This is a genomic window from Natrialba taiwanensis DSM 12281 (genome assembly GCF_000337595.1).
GTDB lineage: Archaea > Halobacteriota > Halobacteria > Halobacteriales > Natrialbaceae > Natrialba > Natrialba taiwanensis.
Genome location: NZ_AOIL01000070.1, coordinates 174,795 through 196,275 on the forward strand (window position 1 = coordinate 174,795; position 21,481 = coordinate 196,275).

The following is a 21,481-nucleotide window of genomic DNA, read 5'->3' on the forward strand; positions in this document are numbered from 1 at the left end:
GTTCGAGTTCTCGGAACCAGTGCTCCGAACGGGCCCGCCCCTGATTCAGAGTGAAACGGGCGAAGGTGGGGATGGGTCACGACGGGTCGGTACCGAGCGTACCGTTGCGGTGGTCCTAAATAGAGCGATACGGCGAGGAGGGACGGATCGCCAAGTACGGATCACCAAGCGGACGAAACTGTGAGCCGTTCCTACTCGAACTGCCAGCGCGTCGAGGAAACCGACGCATCCAGACCGAAGCCGAAGACCGTCTCCGGGGTTACTTCGTACACCTCGTACGGTGGGTCCCCTGCAGTGGGAGCGCCAGCAGCGTAAAATGCACCGTCACGAATCTCAACTTCCCACTCGTATTTAGTCGCATACATATCGGCCGCGTCCTGGAGCGCGGTTTCGTCGCTCCGCTTCGCCGCCTCGCCTTCGATCACGAAGTGGAACGTGTCCGTTTCGGCCGCGAGACTGCAGAAGGGACCGGCTGTGAGATTCCCAACCTTCCGCGTGGCTGCTCCCGAACAGAAGTACATCGCGTCCGCGACCCAAACGGCGAGCAACGGCCGGACGTGCGGCCGACCGTCCGGATGCACCGTTGCGAGCCAGTAGTAATCGGCTGCCGCAAGCTGCTCGCGCGCATCCGCCTACGCAGTCGCGTTACCGTCTTTGAGGGGCTGTGTTTCCGGTTGTTTTCTTCGAGTCATCGATGCTCACCATACTTTCTTCGGTCGCTACCCACAGGAACAGCGCGCCACACGGCAAATAGACGATAAAACGACGATAACCAGTGTGTAACCGCTCTGTCCAATCTGTAACCGTTCTTTCCCCAGTTGTTCTTCCGTCCTAGTCTAGTTTTGTATTGTATGTTATGATACCAGAAATACTCGCCGAAAACGGTTCATCTATATCTCACACTCGTCCCCTCACCGAAACCGGCGACGAACCCCCCGCCTCTTCCACCCCCCACCCGGCCCTTGACCGAATACACTCTGAATCGGGGGTGCCCCTGGTCGAGTACACCCGACGTATCGGTTCGGCAATTACTGCACCGGCTCTCACCCGCTATCACGTTCGAAAACAGGTACTGCTTACCGTGAGGATCGTCGATAGTTCACGAGAATACCACCCCCGATTCAGAGTGAAAACGATTCGACGGACCCCCGCCTCTCACGCCGGCCGTTTCACTTTGAACGACGGGTGTCTCAGCGAGTAATCGGGCGGTGAGCACACTCGGTTCCACTACGATGGGCGAACTCCGTAATCCGTACTTTCACGTCACCACTTCACGCACACTGAGATATGGTACGGCGTAGTCTCCTCTTCACACCCGGTGATCGTCCGAAAATGCTCCGCAAAGCGCCCGAATCAGGTGCCGACACGATCGTCTTCGATTTCGAAGATGCAGTGGCACCCAGTCAGAAAGACACGGCCCGAGAAACGGTCCGCGAGGTCCTCTCGGACCCCGAGTTCGTGCCGGATTGTGAAGTTTGCGTGCGCGTTAACACGTCGTCCGCGTCCATCGCCGCGGATCTCGAGGCACTGCTCGCTCACGGACCCATCCGACTCGACAGTCTGTTGCTCCCGAAAGTCGAGCACCCTGACGACGTCGAAGCCCTCGTCGGTGAACTCGAACGGTTTGACAGCGGCGACGCTGACGTCCCCGTTCTCGCATTGATCGAAACCGCTCGCGGCGTCCTCGCCGCACCCGACATCGCCACCGTTCCGGTAACCGACGCACTCGTCTTCGGCGCTGAAGACCTCTCAGCCGATATCGGAGCCACGCGAACCGACGACGGGACCGAAGTGCTCTACGCCCGCGAACGCGTCGTGCTCGCCGCCGCTGCGAACGACTGTTCCGCAATCGATACCGTCTTCACCGATTTCGGGGACGAGACGGGACTGATCGACGAAACCGAGTTCGCGATCCAACTCGGGTACGACGGTAAACTCGCGATTCATCCTGCCCAGGTCGACCCGATCAACGACGCGTTCACGCCAACGGCTGAAGAACTCGAGTGGGCAAGAGACGTGCTGGACGCGAAACGAGACGCCGACGCTGACGGCCGCGGTGTCTTCGAAGTCGACGGACAGATGATCGACGCGCCGCTGATCGCCCAGGCAGAACGAATCGAGGCCCGAGCCGCGGCGGATTCCACGGACGAAGACGGCAGTCCCGACAGCTAGCTGCTCCGTCTGTCCCCGATCCGCCCCAATTGTCACTCAGTGCCATCGCACAGAATATAATGGGATCTATAATCCTTATATTGTGTTTTACTTACTATGGATGTCTTCGTCACGCTTATTTCCGGTTCGCTAGAACTGGGGTGTAATGGTAGCAGACATCAATCCATTCGAGAGCCTCCAGTCGCAGATCGACGACGCGGCGGCGCACCTCGACATCGGCGACGACGTCATCGAACGGCTCAAACACCCGGAACGAGTTCTCGAAACGAACCTCACGGTCGAACTCGACGACGGTGAACTCCAGCGGTTCAAAGCGTTCCGCTCGCAGTTTAACGGCGACCGCGGCCCGTACAAAGGCGGGATCCGCTACCACCCGAACGTCTCCCGCGACGAGGTCAAGGCCCTGTCGGGCTGGATGGTCTACAAGTGCGCCATCGTCGACATCCCCTACGGCGGCGGCAAGGGCGGTATTATCATCGACCCCGATGACTACTCCGAAAGCGAACTCGAACGCCTGACGCGGTCGTTCGCAACCGAACTCCGTCCGCTCATTGGTGTGGACCGCGATATCCCCGCCCCCGACGTGAACACGGGTCAGCGGGAGATGAACTGGATCAAGGACACCTACGAAACGCTCGAGAACACCACCGAACCGGGCGTCATTACGGGGAAAAACATCGCGAGCGGCGGTAGCGAGGGCCGCGTCGAGGCGACCGGGCGCTCGACGGTCATCGCCGCGCGCGAGGCGTTCGACTACCTCGACAAGGACCTCAAGGACGCGACCGTGGCCGTCCAGGGCTACGGAAATGCCGGCTGGATCGCCGCCAAACTCATCGACGAGATGGGAGCCACCGTCGTCGCCGCGAGCGACTCGAGCGGCGGTATCTACAATCCCGACGGCTTCGATCCGGTTGCCGCGAGGGACCACAAAAACGAAACCGGCAGCGTCGTCGGCTACGAGGACAGCGTCGAGGAGGTAACCAACGAGGACGTACTCACGATGGATGTCGATCTGCTCATCCCCGCCGCACTCGAGAACGCAATCGACCGCGACCTTGCCACGGACGTCACCGCCGACGTCATCTCCGAGGCCGCGAACGGACCGTTGACGCCCGAAGCCGACGAAGTCCTTCAGAAACAGGACACCTTCGTCATCCCGGACATCCTCGCAAACGCCGGCGGTGTTACCGTCTCGTACTTCGAGTGGGTCCAGAACCGCCAGCGCTTTTCCTGGAGCGAACAGCGCGTCAACGACGAACTCGAGACGCTCATCGTCGACGCCTTCGATGCGCTCGTCGATACCTACGAAACGTACGACCTCGACAATCCTCGGACTGCCGCTTACGTCGTCGCAGTCGACCGCGTCGCCAACGCCTACGAGGAAGCGGGTAGCTTCCCCTGATCGGCAACCCAACTGTCGTATCGCTCTCGACCGTCAGTTACCGTTGAGTTCCCGTGAGGTTCTGTTAGAGCGATACGTAGTTCTTCACCGATCGCGGTCTTTTTCCACGTCCACCCGATAGGACACATGGACAACGCGTGAGCATACGGGACCGACTCGATCACTATCGCGAAGAGGCCCTCCACAAGCTTACTGTCGCGATTCAGGAGGAACACACGCCCCACGAGGTCGCCGCCAGTTTCGCCATCGGGATTTTCGTGACGGCATTGCCATCCGGTGGTCTCGGTATCGGCTTGTTCTTCGTGTTCAGCGCCCTGTGGTCGTGGATCTGCAAGCCGGCACTGTTCGCCTCCATCGCCGTCCTCAACCCGTTCGTCAAACCCGTCGTCTACCTTTCGAGTGTTCACGTCGGCGGCGTCCTCCTCGGCACCAGTCCGATCCGTTCGCAGGAAACGATAACCGAATCCGCCACCGCCACCGTTCACCAACTGATCGTCGGCAACGTCGTGTTCGCGACGGTGCTTGCGGCCATCGGTTACGTTATCGTTCGGCGACTGACGCGGCTTCACCGCCGCCGAGCGCAACGCTCGACCGATCGCTCGGTCGTCTCGACGATCCGTCGCATGCTCCGTCGCAACTAAGGATACGGATACCACACGACGATAGCGTCCTGTTAGGAAATCGAGAGACAATCAGGGGACCAGTAAACACTTATCAACTGATCGTTGATTGTGATACCATGAAACGTCGAACGCTTCTGAGCGGCCTCGGTGTCGCCGGCCTTACTAGCCTTTCAGGCTGTCTGGGGCTCGTCGGCCTGGCACGCCACAAAGCCTTGCCCGCCGGTGTCGATGCGTCCGTTCGCAACGATACCGGGTACGAGCAGACCGCAATCGACGAGTTCACCGTCGAGCGCGAGGTTGGCGTCAGTATCGCAAGCGAGACGGTCGTGATCACGAATTACATGACCGAACACGAGAAGGCGGTCGACATGGGTCCGCTGGGCGAGCAACGCGGGGCCGTCTTCATCGTCCTGACGACGCCGCAGGTCAACGCGCTCGGCTCGCAGTTCAATCCCGTCGAGGACATGTCCACCGACGAACTCGTCGAGTTGGTCGCGAGCAATTACGACGATATCGGCTCCGTGTCCTTCGTCGAGGAAACGTCGGTGACGGTGTTCGACCAGTCGACGACGCAGTCCAGATACACCGCCGAGGTGTCGTTCCAGGGACAGCCTGTCGATGTCGCGTTGCACGTGAGCGAGGCCATCGAGACCGACGACGATCTGCTCGTAACGGTCGGCGTCTATCCGAACGAATTCGATTGGAGCGAGGAAGAACAGATATTCTCGCTGATGGACGGTGTCGTTCCGGATATCGACGAGGAGGCTGCTGGCGATACCGAGAACGGAACCGGCGAGTCGGACAGTGACGGTAACGACACCGAGACTGGCTCCGAGAGCGATACCGAGGGCAACGATACTGACACCGGTAACGGGACGGACGAAAACGGTGACAACGACGACGACGACGACGGCGGCCTTCTTTCTGATAGCAACTGACGGGTGTCAATCCCGTCCCGTCTGGTGGAGTGCCAAACCCGACCGTCTGGTTGCGTGTCAACACTAAGCTGTCTTGTTGGTACGAGCCGATTTCGATGCGTAATCGAGTTCAGCGAGTGACTGTCTTACCAGCCGCGGTCAGCGTTGTCGTCGCGGTCGTCACGGTCGTCGCGGTCGTCGTTGGGAGTAGCGTCGTCATTGCGGTCATCAGTAGCGTCGGTCCCGGTTCGATCATCATCGAACCCGGACTCATCGAGCCACCCGTAGTCGTCGGTTTCGTCGCGGGATTCGGTGTCGAACTCGTCGTGTGCGTCGTCGGAGCGATCAGTGCGGTCGATCCGCTCGTCGGCTCGAACCGTCTCGCCGGCACCGGTGTGATTGGCCCGGGCGGCGTCTCGTTGTTCCGGAACGAGGTCGAGTTCGGAATCGGTGTCGCCGAGCAGGAGCAACGCGTAGTACTGGAAGTAGGTTCGGACCGGCATCTGGACGAGAGCGACGAGTGCGATGAGCGCGAGCAGACCGACGACACTGATGACACCGGCGAGGTAGACCCCGCCACCGCCGAGCGCATATGCCAGTACGCCGACGATTACGAACGGAATCGCGAGGACGACCGCGCCGAAGAGGACGACGAATCCGACGGCGATACCCGTCACGAGTTGCAGAATCCAGACCAAAAGCAGGTAGACGACGTACTCGCCGACGTTCCCCCGAAGCGTCGCCCAGAATCGTCGCCACCCACCGAGCACGCCGCGGTCCTCGAGCAGCATGATCGGCGCGACGAACTCGGACGTAAAGCGCATCACGATGGCGTAGACGATATAGAGCGGAATCGCCACGAGCGCGATCAGCGCGAGTTCGCCGATGAACTCGTCCATGGTGGCCGTGCTGGTGAGGAGGTAGCCGACTGGAACGGCGACGATTGCAAGCAGACCGAGCGAGACAAGCGCCCGAAACGCAAAGAGCCGGATGCCGCGACCGAGATTCGCCCTGCTGTATCGTCGCACGTGGATCTCCGTCGACCGGAGCGTTTCGATGAAGACGAACTCCATGATGGCACCGAGGAGCGCGAACAGGGCCCAGAGCAGGATAGCAACAACGGCGAGAACAACGGCTGCTGTGAGCACGTCGTCCGGAATCTCGCCGATTCCGCCCTGCGGCATCGGCTCGTCGCCGACCATCTGCGGGTCGCTGGTTGCGAGGTTCCCCGGTGAACCCAGACTCCCGCCGACGAAGAGCACGACGACGGATAGCTTGAGCCACAACCACGCGCGCACCGGGAGTAACAGCGCTCGCGTGGTTTCGATCGCATCCCCGAGATCGTCGACAGCATCCATAGCTACGGTAAACGTCTCAGAGCAACGATAAAAATGGTGCTGTCTCTCGTGTCCAATCTGCACTCGAGTGCGAGCCGAGAGTGATGGCTCACCGATGACTGTCGATGCTAGTAGCGTTCAGGTGACTGGATACATCTCGTTTGCAACACTTCGAGACGCATTTAACCGCGAGTCCACTCACGGTCTAGTAATGGACCTCCGCCAGCTCGCTCGCGGGACCGTCGAGTGGGGACGCATCGAGCGCGTCATCCGCACGCTGGCGGAACGCCACGACCGCGAGTTCGTCCGCGTCGAGTTCCTCGAAGCCGATAACTGGCTGTCGACGCCCTGCGTTATCGACGAGCGGTGGTTCGTCAAAATCGTCAGCCGTCAGAACGCCCTCGTCCACGCGCTCTTGACGACGGGGCGAAACGTCGGCGCGGTGTCCTCGGGTACCGAGGGCTTTTTCGGCCGCTTCGATACGCCCCGCGAGATGGTCGAACACGAGTACGAGGCGACCCAGCGGATGCGCGAAGTCGGTCTCAACGCCCCGCGCCCGATCGAAGCCTTCGAGGTCAACGGCCTGGGCGTGCTCGTTCTCGAGTACCTTCCGGAGTTCGAGTCGCTCGGAGACGTTTCCGACGCCGTCGTCGCCGAGCGTGCGCCGGATCTGTTCGAAATGCTCTCGCTCTTGCACGACCACGGCCTGGCCCACGGCGACCTGCGCGACGAAAACATCCTGCTTTGCGACGGCGACCTCTACTTCATCGATGCGACCAGCGTCCACGAGAACCGCGTCGCGGAGACGACCGCCTACGACCTCGCCTGTGCGCTCGCCGTTCTGGAACCGCGTATCGGTGCCCGCGAGGCCGTCCTCGCCGCCTCGTCGGTCTACGACACCGACGAACTCCTCTCGGCGCGGCGCTTCCTCGACTTCGTCCGCCTGCGCCCCGACCACGAGTTCGACTCGACGCTCCTCCGGAGTGAACTCGAGAAGGCGGCGGATCTGAGCCAGCACTGACGTTCGAAGCGGATTTCAAAGTTCGAGTTCGATAGTACAGTACTACCGAAGAGCGATCAGGCGCGAGACGGCGACGGCGACGACAACGAACTCGTGAGGTAACTGACGAGGACGATGAGCACGCCGGCGACCGGTGCCGCGATGATCACCGCATCCAGTCCGTAGGGACTTCCCATGACCGTGTCCCAGGAGACCGCGAGCACGGCACCGACGATCATTCCGGCGAGGCCGCCGATCTTGGTCAGGCGCTCTCGCATCAGGAAGATCGCGAGCAGCGGCGGCGTGATTGCGGCCCCGTAGGCCGTATAGGAGTACATCTGGACCTCAAGAATCGTCGGGAAGTACTGCCCGAGGACAAACGCGAAAATACCGAGGACGACCACGAACGCGCGGGTCAGCCAGAACACCTGTTGGTCGGATGCATCGGGATTGATGAGCCCTTTGTAGAGGTCCTGGGAGAGGTTGGTACAGGCAGACAGCAGGTAGGAACTTCCCGTCGTGACGATGAACGCCGTGGCGGCGGCCAGCAAAATGCCGCCGATCCAGGTCGGGATCTCCGTTGTCGTTGCGATCAGCGCCATTCCCGGATCGAGTTCGGGAAACATCGCTCGCGAGGCGAACGCGATGAGGGGGACAAGCGTCATGGTTGCGATAGCGCCGCCGAACCAGGCGATGAGTCCGGTGTTCGTCCCTTCGTCGGTTTCGCCGGCGATGATGCGCTGGTACATGTTCTGGTCGGCGAGGATTAACAGCAGCGGTGGGGCCCACAGCGCGAAGAAATCGAAGAACGAGAGGTTTCCGAGCGTGTCGAAGTGGGTCGCGGGGACGTTCGCTGAGATTCCGCTCCAGCCGCCGGCTTCGATGAGGACGAACGGGACTGCGACGACGAGGCCGACGAGCATCAGGAAGGCGCTGATCGCGTCCGTGTACGCGACGGACATGAGGCCGCCCATCGCGGCGAGTGCGATGATGAGGACGGTTCCGATGAGCGTCCCCTGGGCAACCGGGATGCCGGTCGTGACGTTCAGCACGAACCCGAGCCCGGTGAACTGGTAGGAAACGATTCCGACGTATGCGAACGCGATGACGAGCAGGCTGATGATGCGCCCTTCCTTGCCCAGTTCTTCCTCGATCATTTCGGGAACCGTCAGCTTGTCGAAGGCCCTGATACGCGGTGCGAGCGCCTTCAGAATGCCGATACCGAGGAGCGATCCCGTACCGAGGATGATCGCGGGCCACAGCCCGTTGTCGTACGCGATCGAGTTCGCACCGCCGGTCACCGTTCCGGACCCCATCCACGTCGCAAGCAGCGTTCCGGCGATGATCACCGCGCCGAGGCTTCGGCCCGCGACCATGAAGTCCTCCGCCGTGTTCGTTTTTCCGTACGCCCAGACACCGACGCCGAGCATCACGACCAGATACGCGGCGACGATGTACAGTAACGTCATGTCGCTCTCGACTGCCATGGCGTGAGAATAAGAGACACGGGTGTTAAATACCTCACCGACCAATCGTTCCTGATCGATACATACAGATATCAAATATAAACGCGGCAAGACCGACCTGGTCGGGTCCGGTTTTAATATCGCGAGCCGTTTGATGGCGTGTGATGGCAGACCTCACTATCCCCGAATCGGAACACCGCGAGCGAAAGCGAACAGTGCTGGAGCGCGCCGACGCGGACGGGTACGACGGGCTCGTTCTCTTCGGATCGCTAAACATTCACTACGTCACCGGCATGTATCACCTGCCGACCGAGCGGCCGGTCGCGCTCGGGATCACCGACGAGCGCGTCGAGGCCGTCGTTCCGCGACTCGAACAGGAACACGCCTCCCGGGACGAGTTCATAATCGACGATGTCACGACGTACTTCGACTATCCCCAGGGTGAGCCGATGGAGGCGGTCGCCGATATGTGTGCCCGACTCGGAATCGCCGACGGGAGCATTGCGGTCGATGCTGACGGGAGCCCGGCCCGAAACGGATACACCGGCCCCGCGCTCTCGTCGGTCGTCGCCGCGGATGTCGGTGTCGAGGAGTACATCACCGAGTTGCGCGAAACGAAAAGCGACCACGAAATCGAACTCATCCGCGAGGCGAGCGTTTGGGCCAACCTCGGCCATCGACTCCTGCAGGAACACATCGAGCCGGGCCGACGCCCCATCGAAGTCCGGGCGGAAGTCGAGGCCGAGGCCGTCAAGACGATGCTCGATACGCTCGGCGACCGCTACGAGATGCGCTCGTGGGCGAACCCGATGCAGTGTCTGTTCACGACCGGCGACGTGACGGCACGACCCCACAGCATGGACCAGACGACGCGAATCGAACGCGGGGACAACATCGTCACGATCGTCAAACCGAACGTCGGCGGCTACACAACTGAACTCGAGCGGACGATGTTCGTCGGGGAGGTCTCCGATGAGCAACAGACGTACTTCGAGATCATGACGGAATCCCAGGAGATCGCGATCGACGCGATCGGACCGGGTGTCGAGTACGCCGCAGTCGAGGAGGCCGTCGTCGACTACTACGAAGAGCAAGGCGTGGCCGAGTTCACCCAACATCACGCCGGCCACAACATCGGTATGCAGGGCCACGAACGGCCGTTTCTCGATGTCGACAGTGACGGTGAAATCCGCCCGGGAGAACTGTTCACTGTCGAACCCGGATTCTACGTCCCCGATCTGGGCGGCTTTCGCCACTCCGATACGGTGCTCGTGACCGACGATGGAACGGAGACGCTGACGTACTATCCCCGCGATCTCGAGAGCCTGATCGTTTGAGAAAGCGCCGACACAGCTCCGGGGAAACCACATATCTACTAGATTGATGCCCATACTCTTTTCAATCGACACAATTAGCGGACAAAGCGCAACATAGAAGCCCTTGCTACAGACACGCAGAGACATGAGCCTGGAGCACGAGTTATCGAGCGTTCGATTAACCCTCGACCTGTGGCACCCGGACTGCTGGGCCATCGAAGCGACGGACCGAACGGGCGGTGGCGTCCTCGCACACGCGATCTATAACTCTCCGAAGATCAAGAGCGATAAGCCCAGTCCGAATACGGTCGAGGGCCTGTTCACCGCGTTCGGCGATACCGCCGCAGAGGTCCGCGACCTCCTCGATGCGATCCGTGCGTCGAACCATGCCGGAGAACTGTTCGAGCTTCAAAAGCGGTTCGGACGTGCACGCAACGCCCCCGGCAACGTCGTCCGCGAGTTCTTCCTCGAGTACGATCCCGACGAGATGGTCTGTCCGACGCTCCTGGAGAACGGCTTCGTTCACAGCGCGCCGGTCCGAATCCAGAACGGGAGCGAGGAGTGGAACCTCTGTTTCGCGGGTGATCGATCCCGGATCGAAGAGTCCCTAGACGACGTGCGCGATCAGGCTGGCGCGGAGGTAACGATCACGTCGATTACGACCGCCGATTCGCCCGAGCGTTCGACGCGCGACCAGCGTCTCGATACGCTCACGACGGCCCAGCGCGAAGTGTTCGAACACGCCCGCGAGGCCGGCTACTACGAGTGGCCCCGCGAAATAACGACCCGCGAACTGGCGGCCGAACTCGACATCGCGAAGTCGACGCTGCTCGAACATCTGCGGACGGCTGAATCGAAGCTTCTGGACCCGTAGTCGCGCTCCCGTAATCTCGCTCCAAACGGCCGATCAACGCAGAATCCCCGTCGAAGACAGACGACAGACACGGACGAGATCCTCCTTTCGCTCTCGAACTCGTCGGGAGACGTCGGGGAGTCGTTCGGGATCCTTCCGAGTTCGCTCGAGATTCGCCCGGGAGCAGGCGTTCAAGGCCGTTCCCGCCGTATTCATTGTCTTTACTAGTATTGAAATAAATTGTCGACACGTGACCATGATCGGTGGGGATTACATGGGATTAGCGCGTAATCACGAACTATGTCGCACCAATCCGGAACGCAACTGAACCAACATTACATCGACGGCGAGTGGACCGACGGCGACGGCTCGGACACGTTCGCAAGCGAGAGCCCCGCAACGGGAGAGACGCTGGCGGAGTTCACACGCGGCACCGAGGCCGATGTCGATGCTGCGCTGGCCGCAGCGGACGAGGCCACCGAGGAGTGGCGTGAACTCTCGTATATCGACCGTGCGGAGTATCTCTGGGAGATCTATCACGAACTGCGCGACCGGCATCAGGAATTAGGCGAGGTCGTCTCCAAGGAGTGTGGCAAGGAGATTTCGGAAGGGAAAGCCGACGTGACCGAAGCCTGGCACATGGTCGAGTGGGCGGCGGGCAACGCTCGCCACCCCCACGGTGACGTGGTTCCGTCGGAAGTCGGTGCCAAGGACGCCTACATGCGCCGGAAGCCACGGGGCGTCGTCGGCTGTATCACACCCTGGAACTTCCCGGTCGCGATTCCGTTCTGGCACATGGCTATCGCCCTCGTGGAAGGGAATACGGTCGTCTGGAAGCCGGCCGAACAGACGCCGTGGTGTGGCCAGATTATCGCCGAGATGTTCGACGACGCCGGCATTCCCGACGGCGTGTTCAACATGGTCCAGGGCTTCGGCGACGCCGGCGCAGCGATCACGGACGACGACCGCGTCGACACCGTTCTCTTTACAGGCTCGGCAGAGGTCGGCCAGGAAATCGCCGGCAAGGTCGGCGGCGAACCCGGCAAGCTCGCAGCGTGTGAGATGGGCGGCAAGAACGGCATCGTCATCACCGAGGAAGCCGATCTGGACATCGCCGTTCACTCGGCGATCATGTCCTCGTTCAAGACCACGGGTCAGCGTTGTGTCTCTTCCGAGCGCCTGATCGTCCACACGGACGTTTACGACGAGTTCAAGGAGCGCTACGTCGAGATCGCCAAAGACGTCGCCGTTGGCGATCCGCTCGAAGAATCGACGTTCATGGGGCCGGCGATCGAGCCCGAACACGTCGAGAAGATCCGCAAGCACAACGAACTCGCCGAGCAGGAGGGAGCGAACGTCCTCGTCGACCGTTTCGAACTCGGCGAAGACGAGATCCCGGACGGCCACGAAGACGGCAACTGGGTCGGTCCGTTCGTGTACGAGATCGAGTACGACACGGATCTGCGCTGTCTCAAAGAGGAGTGCTTCGGACCCCACGTCGCCCTGCTCGAATACGAGGGCGACATCGAGGATGCCGTCGAGATTCACAACGACACGCCCTACGGTCTCGCCGGCGCTGTGATCTCCGAGGATTACCGCCAGATCAACTACTTCCGCGATCACGCCGAGATCGGTCTCGCGTACGCGAATCTGCCGTGTATCGGTGCCGAAGTGCACCTGCCGTTCGGCGGAGTTAAAAAGTCCGGCAACGGTTACCCCTCGGCTCGCGAGGCCATCGAGGCCGTCACCGAGCGCACCGCCTGGACGATGAACAACTCCAAAGATATCCAGATGGCGCAGGGCCTCTCGGCCGACATCACCACGCAGGACGACTGACCGTCGCTGCCGACACGCTGTTCCTGGGCTTTTCTTCTCTTGTGAGTCTGTCTCAACCGGCCAGGCAGAACGACGAGTTCAGTTGTCAGTTACTGGTTGTGTCAGTGAGTGCTGAACGGTAGCAATGAGAACTGAGCAGTGAGCAATGAGTAGTAAGTAGTGAGCAATGGCTGGTAACTGGTAAAAGGCGAAAGGAAGATGCGGACGAGGTGACGAGGAGACGGGAGTGCTCGTTCCCGGGAACGAGCAGTGCCGGGCCGGAGACGCGCTTGCCGGGTACGACGTGAAAAGCGTCTGTACCGGCATCCGTATTTCGATTTGCTGGACCAAAAAGTCAGCGGTCAGCGAATGTCGAATGTGATCTAGTGACACAGCATCTCGCTGCCGGTTCCGCGTTTCCGTGTTGTCGTCGCGGTCTCGGATTTCCAGTTCGAGGCGATCTAGAACCGTCGGTCGCGTAGGGCGGGAAACTCCTCGCGTACGGCGGACACCGTTTCGCGGTCGAGTTCGGCCATTACGAGGTCGGGATCGTCGCCGGTCGAGGCGAGCGTGACGCCCCAGGGATCGGTGACGGTCGAGCGGCCGAGCAGCGTCGTCGTGTCGCCGGTGTCGCCGTCGGTGAACTGGCCGGAGCCGTTGATCGTCGCCACGTAACACTGGTTTTCGATGGCTCGCGCTCGCGAGAGCGTCTGCCAGTGTTCGAGTCGCGGGTAGGGCCACGCGCTCGGGACGAGGACGAGTTCAGCGCCAGCATCCACCAAGTGGCGGTAGAGTGCGGGAAAGCGCAGGTCGTAGCAGGTCGTCACGCCGACGGTCAGTCGGCCGATGGTTGCGGTTTCGATCCGTTCGCCGGGAACGAGCAGGTCGGATTCGGCGGAGTCGTAGCCGAAGAGGTGGTGTTTGCGGTAGACCAGTTGCAGGTCGCCGTCGGCGTCGAACAGCGCGGCAGTGTTGGCGAGTCCGCTGTCGGCGGGCGTGTCTACGGCGGTGGTCGCGCCGAGATCCTCGACGATACTGCCGGCGAGAACGGCGATGTCGTGTTCGTCGGCCGCCTCTCGGAGGCGCGCGTTCGTCGTGCCGAGCAGGGGTTGTGCATCACGTTCGTACCGGTCGAACGCGAAGTAGCCCACGTTGAACAGTTCGGGGAGGGCGACCAGATCGGCACCGCGGGCGGCCGCGCGGTCGATCGCGTCGAGTGCCCGGTCGACGTTTTCCTCGAGTGCACCGGCTTCGACGCGGAGTTGGGCCAGGGCCAGCGTGAGCGGTGGCGTTGCCTGGAATGTGGTTTCGGCAGTCATCGTGTCGCCTGAAGGTGACGCTCGAGTTCGTCGCGGAGGTTCTCGAGTTCGTCGTCGAGGTTGCGTTTGAAGAACTGCTCGACGCCCGGGAGTTTGCCGTCGACGACGAAGTGGTTCTCGAGGCGCGCCCCGGTTTCGGTCGCGACGATTTCGTGTTCGCCGGTGACGTCCAGGACGCTCGAGTTGCCGACGAACTTGACGTATTCCGGCGGTCTTCGTGTCACGTCTTCGGTGTCGACGGTGACGGTCCGTCGAACGAACGGAATCGGCAGGGCGACCTGCCAGGTAACCTTGTGGCTTGCCGGGTCGGTGACGGTGAACTCGTCGACGACGCTGATCGCGCGGGCGCGGTTCTCGGGATCGGCGATAAACGACCAGACGCGTTCGGGTGGTGCCGATAGCTCGAACGACCGGTCGACCCGTACAGTCATGCCACTAACTGTGCGCGTAGTGGATAAAAAGACCGTGGGACCGTCATGAATCGAACGGAGAGTCGAAGACCGGTCTGGTAACGCAATTCGAACTGGGAGTCATCAGGCGGTTGAGGAGCTCAGGGTTACCTTCCACGTGGTCGAACGCGCACGGCCCCACTTTTCGATGTCCACGTCGTCGGATTTCTCCGCGAGGTGTGGGAGGCGCGCGCCAACCTGTTTCGACGAAAGTCCGATCGCATCGGCGATGTTTTTCGACCGGAAGTAACGTTCACCACGGGTAGCGCTCTCGCGCAGATACGAGATAATCCGCTGTTCTTCGTCGGAGTAGTCGGTCATCGTCCGTACGAAACATAGGAGGCCGCCGCTCTTAACTCTTGACGGCCGTTATGGCATGTGTTGGCGCGTCAGTCCCAGTAGAGATGAATGCCAACAACTGCGAGTGAACTGAAGAGGACGGCACCGGCGAACCCGAAGGCAGCATCGATTTCCGGCGCGCCCGTCACCATCACGAGTGCGCCGATCGTGGCGAGCGCACCGAGTGCAAGCGCCAACCCGACGCCCTTGTCCGTCGTTGTCTCCGATTGCGTAGCCATACTCGTGGGTTTGTCAATGGGGTCTCTTAATTGCACTTATTCCGGCCAGCGAGAGGGTGTGTCACACCCGGTTGATCGTCGTCGCCGCCCGGCACCGCACACCGTTTCAGTTAATCGTCGTGTGCTCCGATTCCTCGTTCAGCGCGAGGTTTGCCGCGATTTCCGCGTTTCGCATCGCGTACTGGGCGGTCTGCTGGAGGCTCACGAGGACTTCCCGAACGCGAAGGAGTTCTTCGTTCGACATCTCCGGTAGCTCTACCAGGATTTCGTCCTCACGGTCGGCGATCTCGTGGAAGAGTTCACGAACCTTGTTCGATTTGTCGTAATCGCGTTCGACGGCGGATTCGACCGCGAGCGAGGTGATCTCGTCGACCAGATCGTTCAGTTCGCGGATGTCGCGCATGACGGAACCCTCGACGTCGAGCGTGTGGCCGTTCGTCTCGATGACGATCTCCGCGATGTCCTCGCCGTTGTCGGCCGTGAGTTCGAGGTTCTTCGCGATCGAGCGGTAGCCGATGAGCGGAAAGCCGCTGTTGAGGCCGACCGCACGCGCGAGGTTCGGGTTCTGGTAGGCCGTAAAGATGAGTCGCAAGAGGAGGACGAAGATCTTGTTCGCCTGTCGCTCGCGGTTGAGCGCCCGCTGTGCAAGGTCGGTATTCCCGTGAGCGAGCGCCTTGATCCCTTCGCCTCGCATCGTCTGTCCGGTTCGTTCGAGTCGCTCGAGCAGGTTATCGAGCGTAAAGTCCTCCGGGTCGACCGAACAGCGAATCGCGATACTCTCGGGCGTCTCCTCGATGACGCCCAGGCCCATCAGTTGCGTCTCGGCCTGGTACACCGCGTTGATGTGCGCAGATTCGAGCGCCCCCTCTTCGCGCTCGATTCGAATGACACGCCGGCCGAGGACGTACTGGGCGACGATCGCCCGTTCGACGGCCCCAGCGTCCAGGTTGTCCGCGTGGATAATCGCCTCCGTCTCTTCTGAACTCGCAGACTCGGGCATCACCGTTAGCGTCCCCTTGCCGCTCGTTCGGAGTGAGACCTCGTCTCCCTTCTCAACGTCCTGTTCGGACGCCCACTCGGCAGGCAGGGTCATCGCTAGCGTGGATGGCCCGAGTCGCTGGACTTTCCGCGTTTCCATGCTCTCCCCGTAGTAGCGACACGACCTTAATATTGACTATACACCCATTATGTGAAACGCCGAGAGTTATATGGTTCTGGTTCTCACCCGTTTATCTCCGCCCCCTTAAACAACGTTTACGAGTCGGGTCGTGAACCGCCCCGTTCGAACCTGCTGCCAGCCGCGCAGTTCATCGTTGATCGTTTCATCGTCCGTGTCGACGCGCAGCGCCTCGATTCCGTCGAGTTTGTCCTCGTCGGCGACGACGACGAGTTCGTCTGCGAACTCGATGACGGGCGGGGAAATCTGGTGGTTGCCGCGGCCGAAGATGACGCCCTGGCCGCCGATGGGTGAGACGACGATCGTCGCGGGTTCGTCGAGTGCAGCCAGAATCTCGGATTCCGACGCATCGCGCGCGAGCAGCGTTCCGTTTCGCGTTTCGTCTGCCTCGTCTCTGTCGCCCGCTGACTCGGTGTTCGAACCGGGACCGGCGCGCCAGACATCCACCCCGAGCGGAGCGGAATCGATGCCGAGTTCGGATTCGATCGCGCCGACGGTGCCGCCGGGGCCGAAGACGTAGGTTCGTCCGGGCTCGATGTCGCGGGCGAAGCCGGCCGCCAGCGCGTCGACGGTGCCGCTCGAGAGCTGTTTGCTCGACTGGACGTTCGGAGCGACCGGGACGGGGACGACGGCTTTGAGTTCCGAACGGACTTCGCCCTCGCGGTAGGCCGCCTCGTCGATGTCGTTGACCTCGCGGGATTCGACGCGGTCGAACTCGGCGGCGATTCGACCGGCATCGGTCGGGGTGACGGCGAAGACGGAGGAGTAGATTTTGACGCCGGCGGGGACGCCGAGCATCGGCGTCAGTGGCGGCCGTTCATTGCCCGTGCTGTGCTCAGCCCCTTCGGTGTCTTCGAGAGCCGCAGCGACGTCGACCGCCGTTCCGTCGCCGCCGACGAACAGGACGAGGGAAACGTCGTGATCGAGCAGCGCGCGAACGGTCCGGCGGGTGTCTGCGGCGGTCGTTTCGGCGGTAGCGGGGTCGACGGTCGAGTCGGCGGTCGGATCGTAGACGGTGACCGGTTCGTAGCCGGCATCGCGCGCGGCGAACTCGCCCATGATGCCGGTCGCGGTGTAGACGGTCGCGTCCGGGGCGTGGCGGAAGAGGGCAGTCAGCGCCTCGCGCGCTCGCGTCGGGGCGCGCGGTTCGGCACCGCGCTCGCGAGCCTCGGCGAGTGTCTCGTCGGTTCCTTTGAGTCCAACTCGGCCGCCCATGCCGGCGATCGGGTTGACGACGACGCCCAGCGCGTCCATGGCCGGGCTACGGGGGGCGATTCAAAAAGCCGTGCGATTGCGCCCCTGTCACGGCGACCGGTCGCCGAGTCCGTCGTTATTGGGCCGTTTCTCAAAAACTAAGAGGGATCGGGCTAGAGCACCGTTCATGAACGAACTACCATACGTTCTTGCGGCGGAGTCGGAACTTCCGATGCCGATGGAGTACGTCGGGTGGAGCGCCCTGGCCCTGAGTCTTCTCGTCACGATCGCCTGGCTCGCCTACTTCTACCGGTAATTCGACGGCACGACTGGTGGACGCCGACTACGCGCTTTCGACCCGCTCGCGCAGCCACGCGGCGGCCTCCGCGACCGTCCGTTCGTCCGTTCCTTCGATCGAAATCCGAACGCCGTCACCGGGATAGCTGCCGACCGACACGTCGAACTGCCGGCGAAGTTCGGCGATCCGATCGAGTAACGCGCTCTCGGGTTCGTCCGCGACGACGACGAGCCGATGCGTCGGTTCGCCGTTGAACTCCGAGGCCACCGTCTCGAACATCGCTTTCATCTCCTCGGGGACCCCCGGAAGCACGTAGACGTCCTCGAGGACCGCACCCGGGGCCACCCCGACATCGTTGTGTAGCGCCCGCGCGCCTGCCGGCAACTCCGCCGTTCCGTCCGCGAGTTCAGCGTGAGAGTAGCCGTTTTCTTCGAGCCAGGAGCGGGCGGCGTCGTGTTCCGTCAGCGACCGGCCGAGTGCGGCGGCGACGCCGTCCATTGTGACGTCGTCGTGCGTCGGTCCCAGTCCACCCGTGACGATCACGGCGTCGTAGGCCGCTCGATACTCGTTGACCACGCGTGCGATGTCCGAAACGCGGTCCGGGATCGTCGTCACTCGCTCGATGTCGACACCGCGCTCGGCGAGTCGCTCGCAAAGCCACGTGGCGTTCGTGTTTGCCGTCCGTCCGGCGAGAAGTTCGTCACCGACCGTGACGACCGCAGCGTTCATACCCGCTCGTTCGCGGTCCCCCCTCAAATGTGTCTCGTCCGCGTCATTCGATTTAAAATATTTCTTTTCTGACCACTCAAATTCCCTGTTACTCACCACAACCATAAGATTCAATTCTGATAATTAGTAACGGTGTGACAATGCCTCGTCGGACGCAACGAACTGACACCAATTCGACTACGGTTCTTTCAGCACTCGGCAGCAAGTACAGCGCCGAAATCCTCTGTGCTGCGGGAACTCCGAAGTCGGCACAGACGCTGAGCGAAGACATCGAAATACCCATCGCGACCTGCTATCGACGCATCGAAGAACTCGTCGACGCGGGTCTGCTTACCTGCGAAGGACGACAACTCTCCGAAGAGGGGCGACGAACGAACATTTATCGCCGCACCGTCGACGAACTCGAGGTCGACTTCTCCGACGAGCAACCGACGTTCTCCCAGAAGCGCCGCACCGAGGCCAAAAACCGACTGCAGGACCAGCTCGAGAACTGATCGATCGACCGGTAGTGTCGTCGGCGCGATAGCAACCGAACTCGTAGTCGCAACTCCACCGTCGTCACCGTCACGGGTGCCGTCACCACCGCCATTACCGCCACCACCACACTCACCGTCGCGGTTACCCCTCGCTCGAGTTCATCCCGGAGCGGGGCGTTCGACCAGATTTAAGTATTCTCGAGAGAATACTCGCGTGTGACTGAATACGCCTCGGACGACGATCACGGCGAGGCCGACGGGTCGGCGACGGCCGACGAGCGCCTGGTCGGTCGTTCTCGAACCCTCCACATCGGCCGCGACCGCCCGATCAGAATCAGCACCGGCCACCGAATCCTCCACCACGACGGCAAGTGCGCCAGACCGCACGGCCACAACTACGAAGTCGCGGTTACCATCGAGGGAACGCTCACCGAGGAGGGCTGGATCGCCGACAAGGGAGATATTACTGCAGTAATATACGAGTGGGACCACCGGTTCCTCCTCCAGCGCGGGGATCCGCTCGTCGAGGCCTTCGAAGCGGCCGGCGACGCGGACGGAATCGTCGTCCTCGACCAGCCGCCAACGGCCGAGGTGATGAGCGTCCTTCTCGAAGACAAACTCCGCACTGAACTCGGAGCGAACGTTACCGACATCGCCGTTCAGGTCAACGAAACGAACGAACTCTGCGGCGGAAGCCAGTTCTGATCACAATGCCGGTCTCTCACTCGGTCGACCAGGAACCGTCCGGGGCGACGAACAGCACGGAGAACGAGCACCAAAACCAAACTGACAACGACGACGACCGACCCGACGACGGACTCCCGATCAACGAACTCTTCTACTCGCTGCAAGGTGAGGGGACTCTCGCCGGTGTCCCTTCCGTCTTCGTCCGCACGAGCGGCTGTAACCTCCGCTGTTGGTTCTGTGACTCCTATCACACCTCCTGGGAACCGACCCACGCCTGGATGAGCCTTGACGAAATCCTCGCCGAGATCGAATCCTACGACGCGGACCACGTCGTCCTCACCGGCGGCGAGCCGATGCTGCACGACGCGAGCGCGGACCTGCTCTCCGAACTCGACGACCGCGGCTACCACACCACCGTCGAGACGAACGGGACGATCCACCGCGACGCCCCCATCGACCTCGCCTCGATCAGCCCGAAACTCGAAAGCAGCACCCCGACTCCCGAGCGCGATCCTGACGGCGACGGCGAATGGGAACAGCGCCACGAGAACGCCCGACTCGACCTCGACGCACTCACCGAACTCGTCGAGACCCACCCGTTCCAGTTGAAGTTCGTCGTCACCGACGCGGACGATATGCCGGAGATCCTCGACCTGCTCTCCGAACTTCGGGACGCAGCGACCGTTCCCATCCGCGACGAGAACGTCCTGCTGATGCCCGAGGGCGCGACCCGCGAGCGCCTCGCCGAAACGCGAACGCGCACCGCCGAACTCGCAATGGAGCACGGCTTCCGGTACACGCCGCGGCTGCACGTGGATCTGTGGAACGACGCACCCGAGACATAACCAAGCGCCATCCCGATACGAAGAGACACGATGACATCCGATTCACCCACCACCGACTCAAGTACCGGCCCCAACACCGAATCAGCCGCTAACTCCAGCACCGACTCAACCACCGACCGCAAGCGCGCCGTCGTCCTCCTTTCGGGCGGCATGGACAGCGCCACCGCCGCCTACGAGGCCCGCGAGCGCGGCTACGACCTCTACGCCCTCCACACCTCCTACGGCCAGCGCACTGAAACCCGTGAACTCGACTGTGCAAAACGCCTCGCCGACGACCTCGAGATGAACGACTTCCTGCAGGTCGAAACCGGACACCTCTCGGCGATCGGCGACTCGAGTCTCACCGACGACGAACTCGCTGTTGCGGACGCGGACATGGACGGCGACGAGATCCCCACCTCCTACGTCCCCTTCCGGAACGCGAACCTGCTCGCGATGGCCGTCTCCTACGCCGAAGCCAACGACTGCGAAGCCGTCTTCATCGGTGCCCACAGCGAAGACTTCTCTGGCTATCCGGACTGCCGCCCCGAGTTCTTCGAGGCGTTCGAAACCGTGGTTGACGTGGGGACGAAACCCGCAACCGACATCTCGATCGAAGCCCCCTTCGTCGAGTGGTCGAAGACGGACATCGCGTCCCGCGGCACCGAACTCGAAGTTCCCTACGAACACACGTGGAGCTGCTATCGCGACGATCAGCCGGCCTGTGGCACCTGCGACGCCTGTGCCTACCGACTCCAGGCGTTCCAGCGCAACGATCGCCGCGATCCGATCGAATACGCCGAGCGGCCGTCCTACGTCGAGGAGTGAGTGACGACTGCGTGATACGTT

General features: G+C 61.9%; 22 protein-coding genes and 1 pseudogene. 13 read left to right on the plus strand and 10 right to left on the minus strand.

Going from position 1 to position 21,481, the window contains the following annotated elements:
• Positions 1–191: 191 nt before the first annotated feature.
• Positions 192–614 (minus strand): annotated as a pseudogene (locus C484_RS21640) (pyridoxamine 5'-phosphate oxidase family protein); the annotation flags it as partial.
• A 673-nt stretch (positions 615–1,287) separates the two neighbouring features.
• On the opposite strand from C484_RS21640, the gene C484_RS21645 reads away from it, so the two are divergent.
• The 4 genes from C484_RS21645 to C484_RS21660 all read left to right on the plus strand — a co-directional run bounded on the left by C484_RS21645 (position 1,288) and on the right by C484_RS21660 (position 5,135).
• Positions 1,288–2,172 carry an HpcH/HpaI aldolase/citrate lyase family protein gene (locus tag C484_RS21645; RefSeq protein ID WP_049915874.1) on the plus strand — a complete coding sequence of 295 codons (885 nt, stop codon included), beginning with the start codon at positions 1,288–1,290 and terminating at the stop codon, positions 2,170–2,172.
• A 145-nt stretch (positions 2,173–2,317) separates the two neighbouring features.
• A complete protein-coding gene (locus C484_RS21650; protein ID WP_006827999.1) occupies positions 2,318–3,574 on the plus strand; it encodes a Glu/Leu/Phe/Val family dehydrogenase in 1,257 nt (418 codons plus the stop codon).
• A gap of 137 nt (positions 3,575–3,711) precedes the next feature.
• Entirely contained in the window at positions 3,712–4,215 is a 504-nt protein-coding gene (locus tag C484_RS21655) for a DUF2062 domain-containing protein (protein ID WP_006828000.1), read from the plus strand.
• A 98-nt stretch (positions 4,216–4,313) separates the two neighbouring features.
• Entirely contained in the window at positions 4,314–5,135 is an 822-nt protein-coding gene (locus C484_RS21660; RefSeq protein ID WP_006828001.1) for a DUF6517 family protein, read from the plus strand.
• 125 nt (positions 5,136–5,260) lie between these two features.
• On the opposite strand, the gene C484_RS21665 is transcribed toward C484_RS21660, so the two are convergent.
• Positions 5,261–6,472 (minus strand): DUF7544 domain-containing protein, encoded by a 1,212-nt coding sequence (locus C484_RS21665; RefSeq protein WP_006828002.1) that lies wholly within the window; start codon positions 6,470–6,472, stop codon positions 5,261–5,263.
• 190 nt (positions 6,473–6,662) lie between these two features.
• Between C484_RS21665 and C484_RS21670 the strand changes: the two genes are divergently transcribed.
• On the plus strand, positions 6,663–7,472 hold the full coding sequence (locus C484_RS21670) for an RIO1 family regulatory kinase/ATPase domain-containing protein (RefSeq protein ID WP_006828003.1): 810 nt from the start codon (positions 6,663–6,665) through the stop codon (positions 7,470–7,472).
• Positions 7,473–7,528: 56 nt separating this feature from the next.
• Here the strand turns inward: C484_RS21670 and C484_RS21675 are convergent, their stop codons facing one another.
• Positions 7,529–8,938 carry a sodium:solute symporter family protein gene (locus C484_RS21675; protein ID WP_006828004.1) on the minus strand — a complete coding sequence of 470 codons (1,410 nt, stop codon included), beginning with the start codon at positions 8,936–8,938 and terminating at the stop codon, positions 7,529–7,531.
• A 143-nt stretch (positions 8,939–9,081) separates the two neighbouring features.
• Here C484_RS21675 and C484_RS21680 point away from each other — a divergent pair, with 143 nt between their 5' ends.
• The 3 genes from C484_RS21680 to C484_RS21690 all read left to right on the plus strand — a co-directional run bounded on the left by C484_RS21680 (position 9,082) and on the right by C484_RS21690 (position 12,922).
• On the plus strand, positions 9,082–10,254 hold the full coding sequence (locus C484_RS21680; protein WP_006828005.1) for a M24 family metallopeptidase: 1,173 nt from the start codon (positions 9,082–9,084) through the stop codon (positions 10,252–10,254).
• A gap of 124 nt (positions 10,255–10,378) precedes the next feature.
• Complete coding sequence (locus C484_RS21685; protein WP_006828006.1) at positions 10,379–11,107, plus strand: helix-turn-helix domain-containing protein; 729 nt, start codon at positions 10,379–10,381, stop codon at positions 11,105–11,107.
• Between the two features lie 279 nt (positions 11,108–11,386).
• Positions 11,387–12,922: an aldehyde dehydrogenase family protein gene (locus C484_RS21690; RefSeq protein WP_006828007.1), complete on the plus strand. Its 1,536-nt coding sequence runs from the start codon at positions 11,387–11,389 to the stop codon at positions 12,920–12,922.
• A 440-nt stretch (positions 12,923–13,362) separates the two neighbouring features.
• On the opposite strand, the gene C484_RS21695 is transcribed toward C484_RS21690, so the two are convergent.
• The 6 genes from C484_RS21695 to C484_RS21720 all read right to left on the minus strand — a co-directional run bounded on the left by C484_RS21695 (position 13,363) and on the right by C484_RS21720 (position 17,678).
• Positions 13,363–14,220 carry a nitrilase-related carbon-nitrogen hydrolase gene (locus C484_RS21695; RefSeq protein ID WP_006828008.1) on the minus strand — a complete coding sequence of 286 codons (858 nt, stop codon included), beginning with the start codon at positions 14,218–14,220 and terminating at the stop codon, positions 13,363–13,365.
• The gene (locus C484_RS21700; protein ID WP_006664287.1) at positions 14,217–14,651 is read right to left on the minus strand and encodes a CoxG family protein; all 435 of its coding nucleotides are present in this window, start codon (positions 14,649–14,651) and stop codon (positions 14,217–14,219) included. The genes C484_RS21695 and C484_RS21700 overlap by 4 nt, the downstream gene beginning before the upstream one ends.
• Before the next feature lie 102 nt (positions 14,652–14,753).
• Positions 14,754–14,990, minus strand: a complete 237-nt coding sequence (locus C484_RS21705) for a DUF7123 family protein (RefSeq protein WP_006109764.1) — start codon at positions 14,988–14,990, stop codon at positions 14,754–14,756.
• Positions 14,991–15,058: 68 nt separating this feature from the next.
• On the minus strand, positions 15,059–15,247 hold the full coding sequence (locus C484_RS21710) for a DUF7525 family protein (RefSeq protein WP_006828009.1): 189 nt from the start codon (positions 15,245–15,247) through the stop codon (positions 15,059–15,061).
• A gap of 106 nt (positions 15,248–15,353) precedes the next feature.
• Positions 15,354–16,385, minus strand: a complete 1,032-nt coding sequence (locus C484_RS21715) for a phosphate signaling complex PhoU family protein (protein ID WP_006828010.1) — start codon at positions 16,383–16,385, stop codon at positions 15,354–15,356.
• A 105-nt stretch (positions 16,386–16,490) separates the two neighbouring features.
• Positions 16,491–17,678 (minus strand): ATP-NAD kinase family protein, encoded by a 1,188-nt coding sequence (locus C484_RS21720; RefSeq protein WP_006828011.1) that lies wholly within the window; start codon positions 17,676–17,678, stop codon positions 16,491–16,493.
• A gap of 127 nt (positions 17,679–17,805) precedes the next feature.
• On the opposite strand from C484_RS21720, the gene C484_RS24720 reads away from it, so the two are divergent.
• Positions 17,806–17,934 (plus strand): hypothetical protein, encoded by a 129-nt coding sequence (locus tag C484_RS24720; protein WP_006828012.1) that lies wholly within the window; start codon positions 17,806–17,808, stop codon positions 17,932–17,934.
• Positions 17,935–17,961: 27 nt separating this feature from the next.
• On the opposite strand, the gene C484_RS21725 is transcribed toward C484_RS24720, so the two are convergent.
• Positions 17,962–18,645: a competence/damage-inducible protein A gene (locus C484_RS21725; protein ID WP_006828013.1), complete on the minus strand. Its 684-nt coding sequence runs from the start codon at positions 18,643–18,645 to the stop codon at positions 17,962–17,964.
• 140 nt (positions 18,646–18,785) lie between these two features.
• Between C484_RS21725 and C484_RS21730 the strand changes: the two genes are divergently transcribed.
• From C484_RS21730 to queC, 4 genes are all read left to right on the plus strand, one after another.
• A complete protein-coding gene (locus C484_RS21730; RefSeq protein WP_006828014.1) occupies positions 18,786–19,139 on the plus strand; it encodes a winged helix-turn-helix domain-containing protein in 354 nt (117 codons plus the stop codon).
• A 198-nt stretch (positions 19,140–19,337) separates the two neighbouring features.
• Positions 19,338–19,826, plus strand: coding sequence for a 6-pyruvoyl trahydropterin synthase family protein (locus C484_RS21735; protein ID WP_006828015.1), 489 nt, complete (start codon positions 19,338–19,340; stop codon positions 19,824–19,826).
• 5 nt (positions 19,827–19,831) lie between these two features.
• Entirely contained in the window at positions 19,832–20,653 is an 822-nt protein-coding gene (locus C484_RS21740; protein ID WP_006828016.1) for a 7-carboxy-7-deazaguanine synthase QueE, read from the plus strand.
• Positions 20,654–20,683: 30 nt separating this feature from the next.
• Complete coding sequence (gene queC, locus C484_RS21745; RefSeq protein ID WP_006828017.1) at positions 20,684–21,460, plus strand: 7-cyano-7-deazaguanine synthase QueC; 777 nt, start codon at positions 20,684–20,686, stop codon at positions 21,458–21,460.
• Positions 21,461–21,481: the final 21 nt, after the last annotated feature.

Bases quoted from the DNA above. Each gene is read 5' to 3' on its own strand.
- C484_RS21645 (WP_049915874.1), top strand. From the start codon at position 1,288: ATGGTACGGCGTAGTCTCCTCTTCACACCCGGTGATCGTCCGAAAATG.
- C484_RS21650 (WP_006827999.1), top strand. From the start codon at position 2,318: ATGGTAGCAGACATCAATCCATTCGAGAGCCTCCAGTCGCAGATCGAC.
- C484_RS21660 (WP_006828001.1), top strand. From the start codon at position 4,314: ATGAAACGTCGAACGCTTCTGAGCGGCCTCGGTGTCGCCGGCCTTACT.
- C484_RS21665 (WP_006828002.1), bottom strand. From the start codon at position 6,472: ATGGATGCTGTCGACGATCTCGGGGATGCGATCGAAACCACGCGAGCG.
- C484_RS21670 (WP_006828003.1), top strand. From the start codon at position 6,663: ATGGACCTCCGCCAGCTCGCTCGCGGGACCGTCGAGTGGGGACGCATC.
- C484_RS21675 (WP_006828004.1), bottom strand. From the start codon at position 8,938: ATGGCAGTCGAGAGCGACATGACGTTACTGTACATCGTCGCCGCGTAT.
- C484_RS21680 (WP_006828005.1), top strand. From the start codon at position 9,082: ATGGCAGACCTCACTATCCCCGAATCGGAACACCGCGAGCGAAAGCGA.
- C484_RS21685 (WP_006828006.1), top strand. From the start codon at position 10,379: ATGAGCCTGGAGCACGAGTTATCGAGCGTTCGATTAACCCTCGACCTG.
- C484_RS21690 (WP_006828007.1), top strand. From the start codon at position 11,387: ATGTCGCACCAATCCGGAACGCAACTGAACCAACATTACATCGACGGC.
- C484_RS21695 (WP_006828008.1), bottom strand. From the start codon at position 14,220: ATGACTGCCGAAACCACATTCCAGGCAACGCCACCGCTCACGCTGGCC.
- C484_RS21700 (WP_006664287.1), bottom strand. From the start codon at position 14,651: ATGACTGTACGGGTCGACCGGTCGTTCGAGCTATCGGCACCACCCGAA.
- C484_RS21705 (WP_006109764.1), bottom strand. From the start codon at position 14,990: ATGACCGACTACTCCGACGAAGAACAGCGGATTATCTCGTATCTGCGC.
- C484_RS21710 (WP_006828009.1), bottom strand. From the start codon at position 15,247: ATGGCTACGCAATCGGAGACAACGACGGACAAGGGCGTCGGGTTGGCG.
- C484_RS21715 (WP_006828010.1), bottom strand. From the start codon at position 16,385: ATGGAAACGCGGAAAGTCCAGCGACTCGGGCCATCCACGCTAGCGATG.
- C484_RS21720 (WP_006828011.1), bottom strand. From the start codon at position 17,678: ATGGACGCGCTGGGCGTCGTCGTCAACCCGATCGCCGGCATGGGCGGC.
- C484_RS24720 (WP_006828012.1), top strand. From the start codon at position 17,806: ATGAACGAACTACCATACGTTCTTGCGGCGGAGTCGGAACTTCCGATG.
- C484_RS21725 (WP_006828013.1), bottom strand. From the start codon at position 18,645: ATGAACGCTGCGGTCGTCACGGTCGGTGACGAACTTCTCGCCGGACGG.
- C484_RS21730 (WP_006828014.1), top strand. From the start codon at position 18,786: ATGCCTCGTCGGACGCAACGAACTGACACCAATTCGACTACGGTTCTT.
- C484_RS21740 (WP_006828016.1), top strand. From the start codon at position 19,832: ATGCCGGTCTCTCACTCGGTCGACCAGGAACCGTCCGGGGCGACGAAC.
- queC (WP_006828017.1), top strand. From the start codon at position 20,684: ATGACATCCGATTCACCCACCACCGACTCAAGTACCGGCCCCAACACC.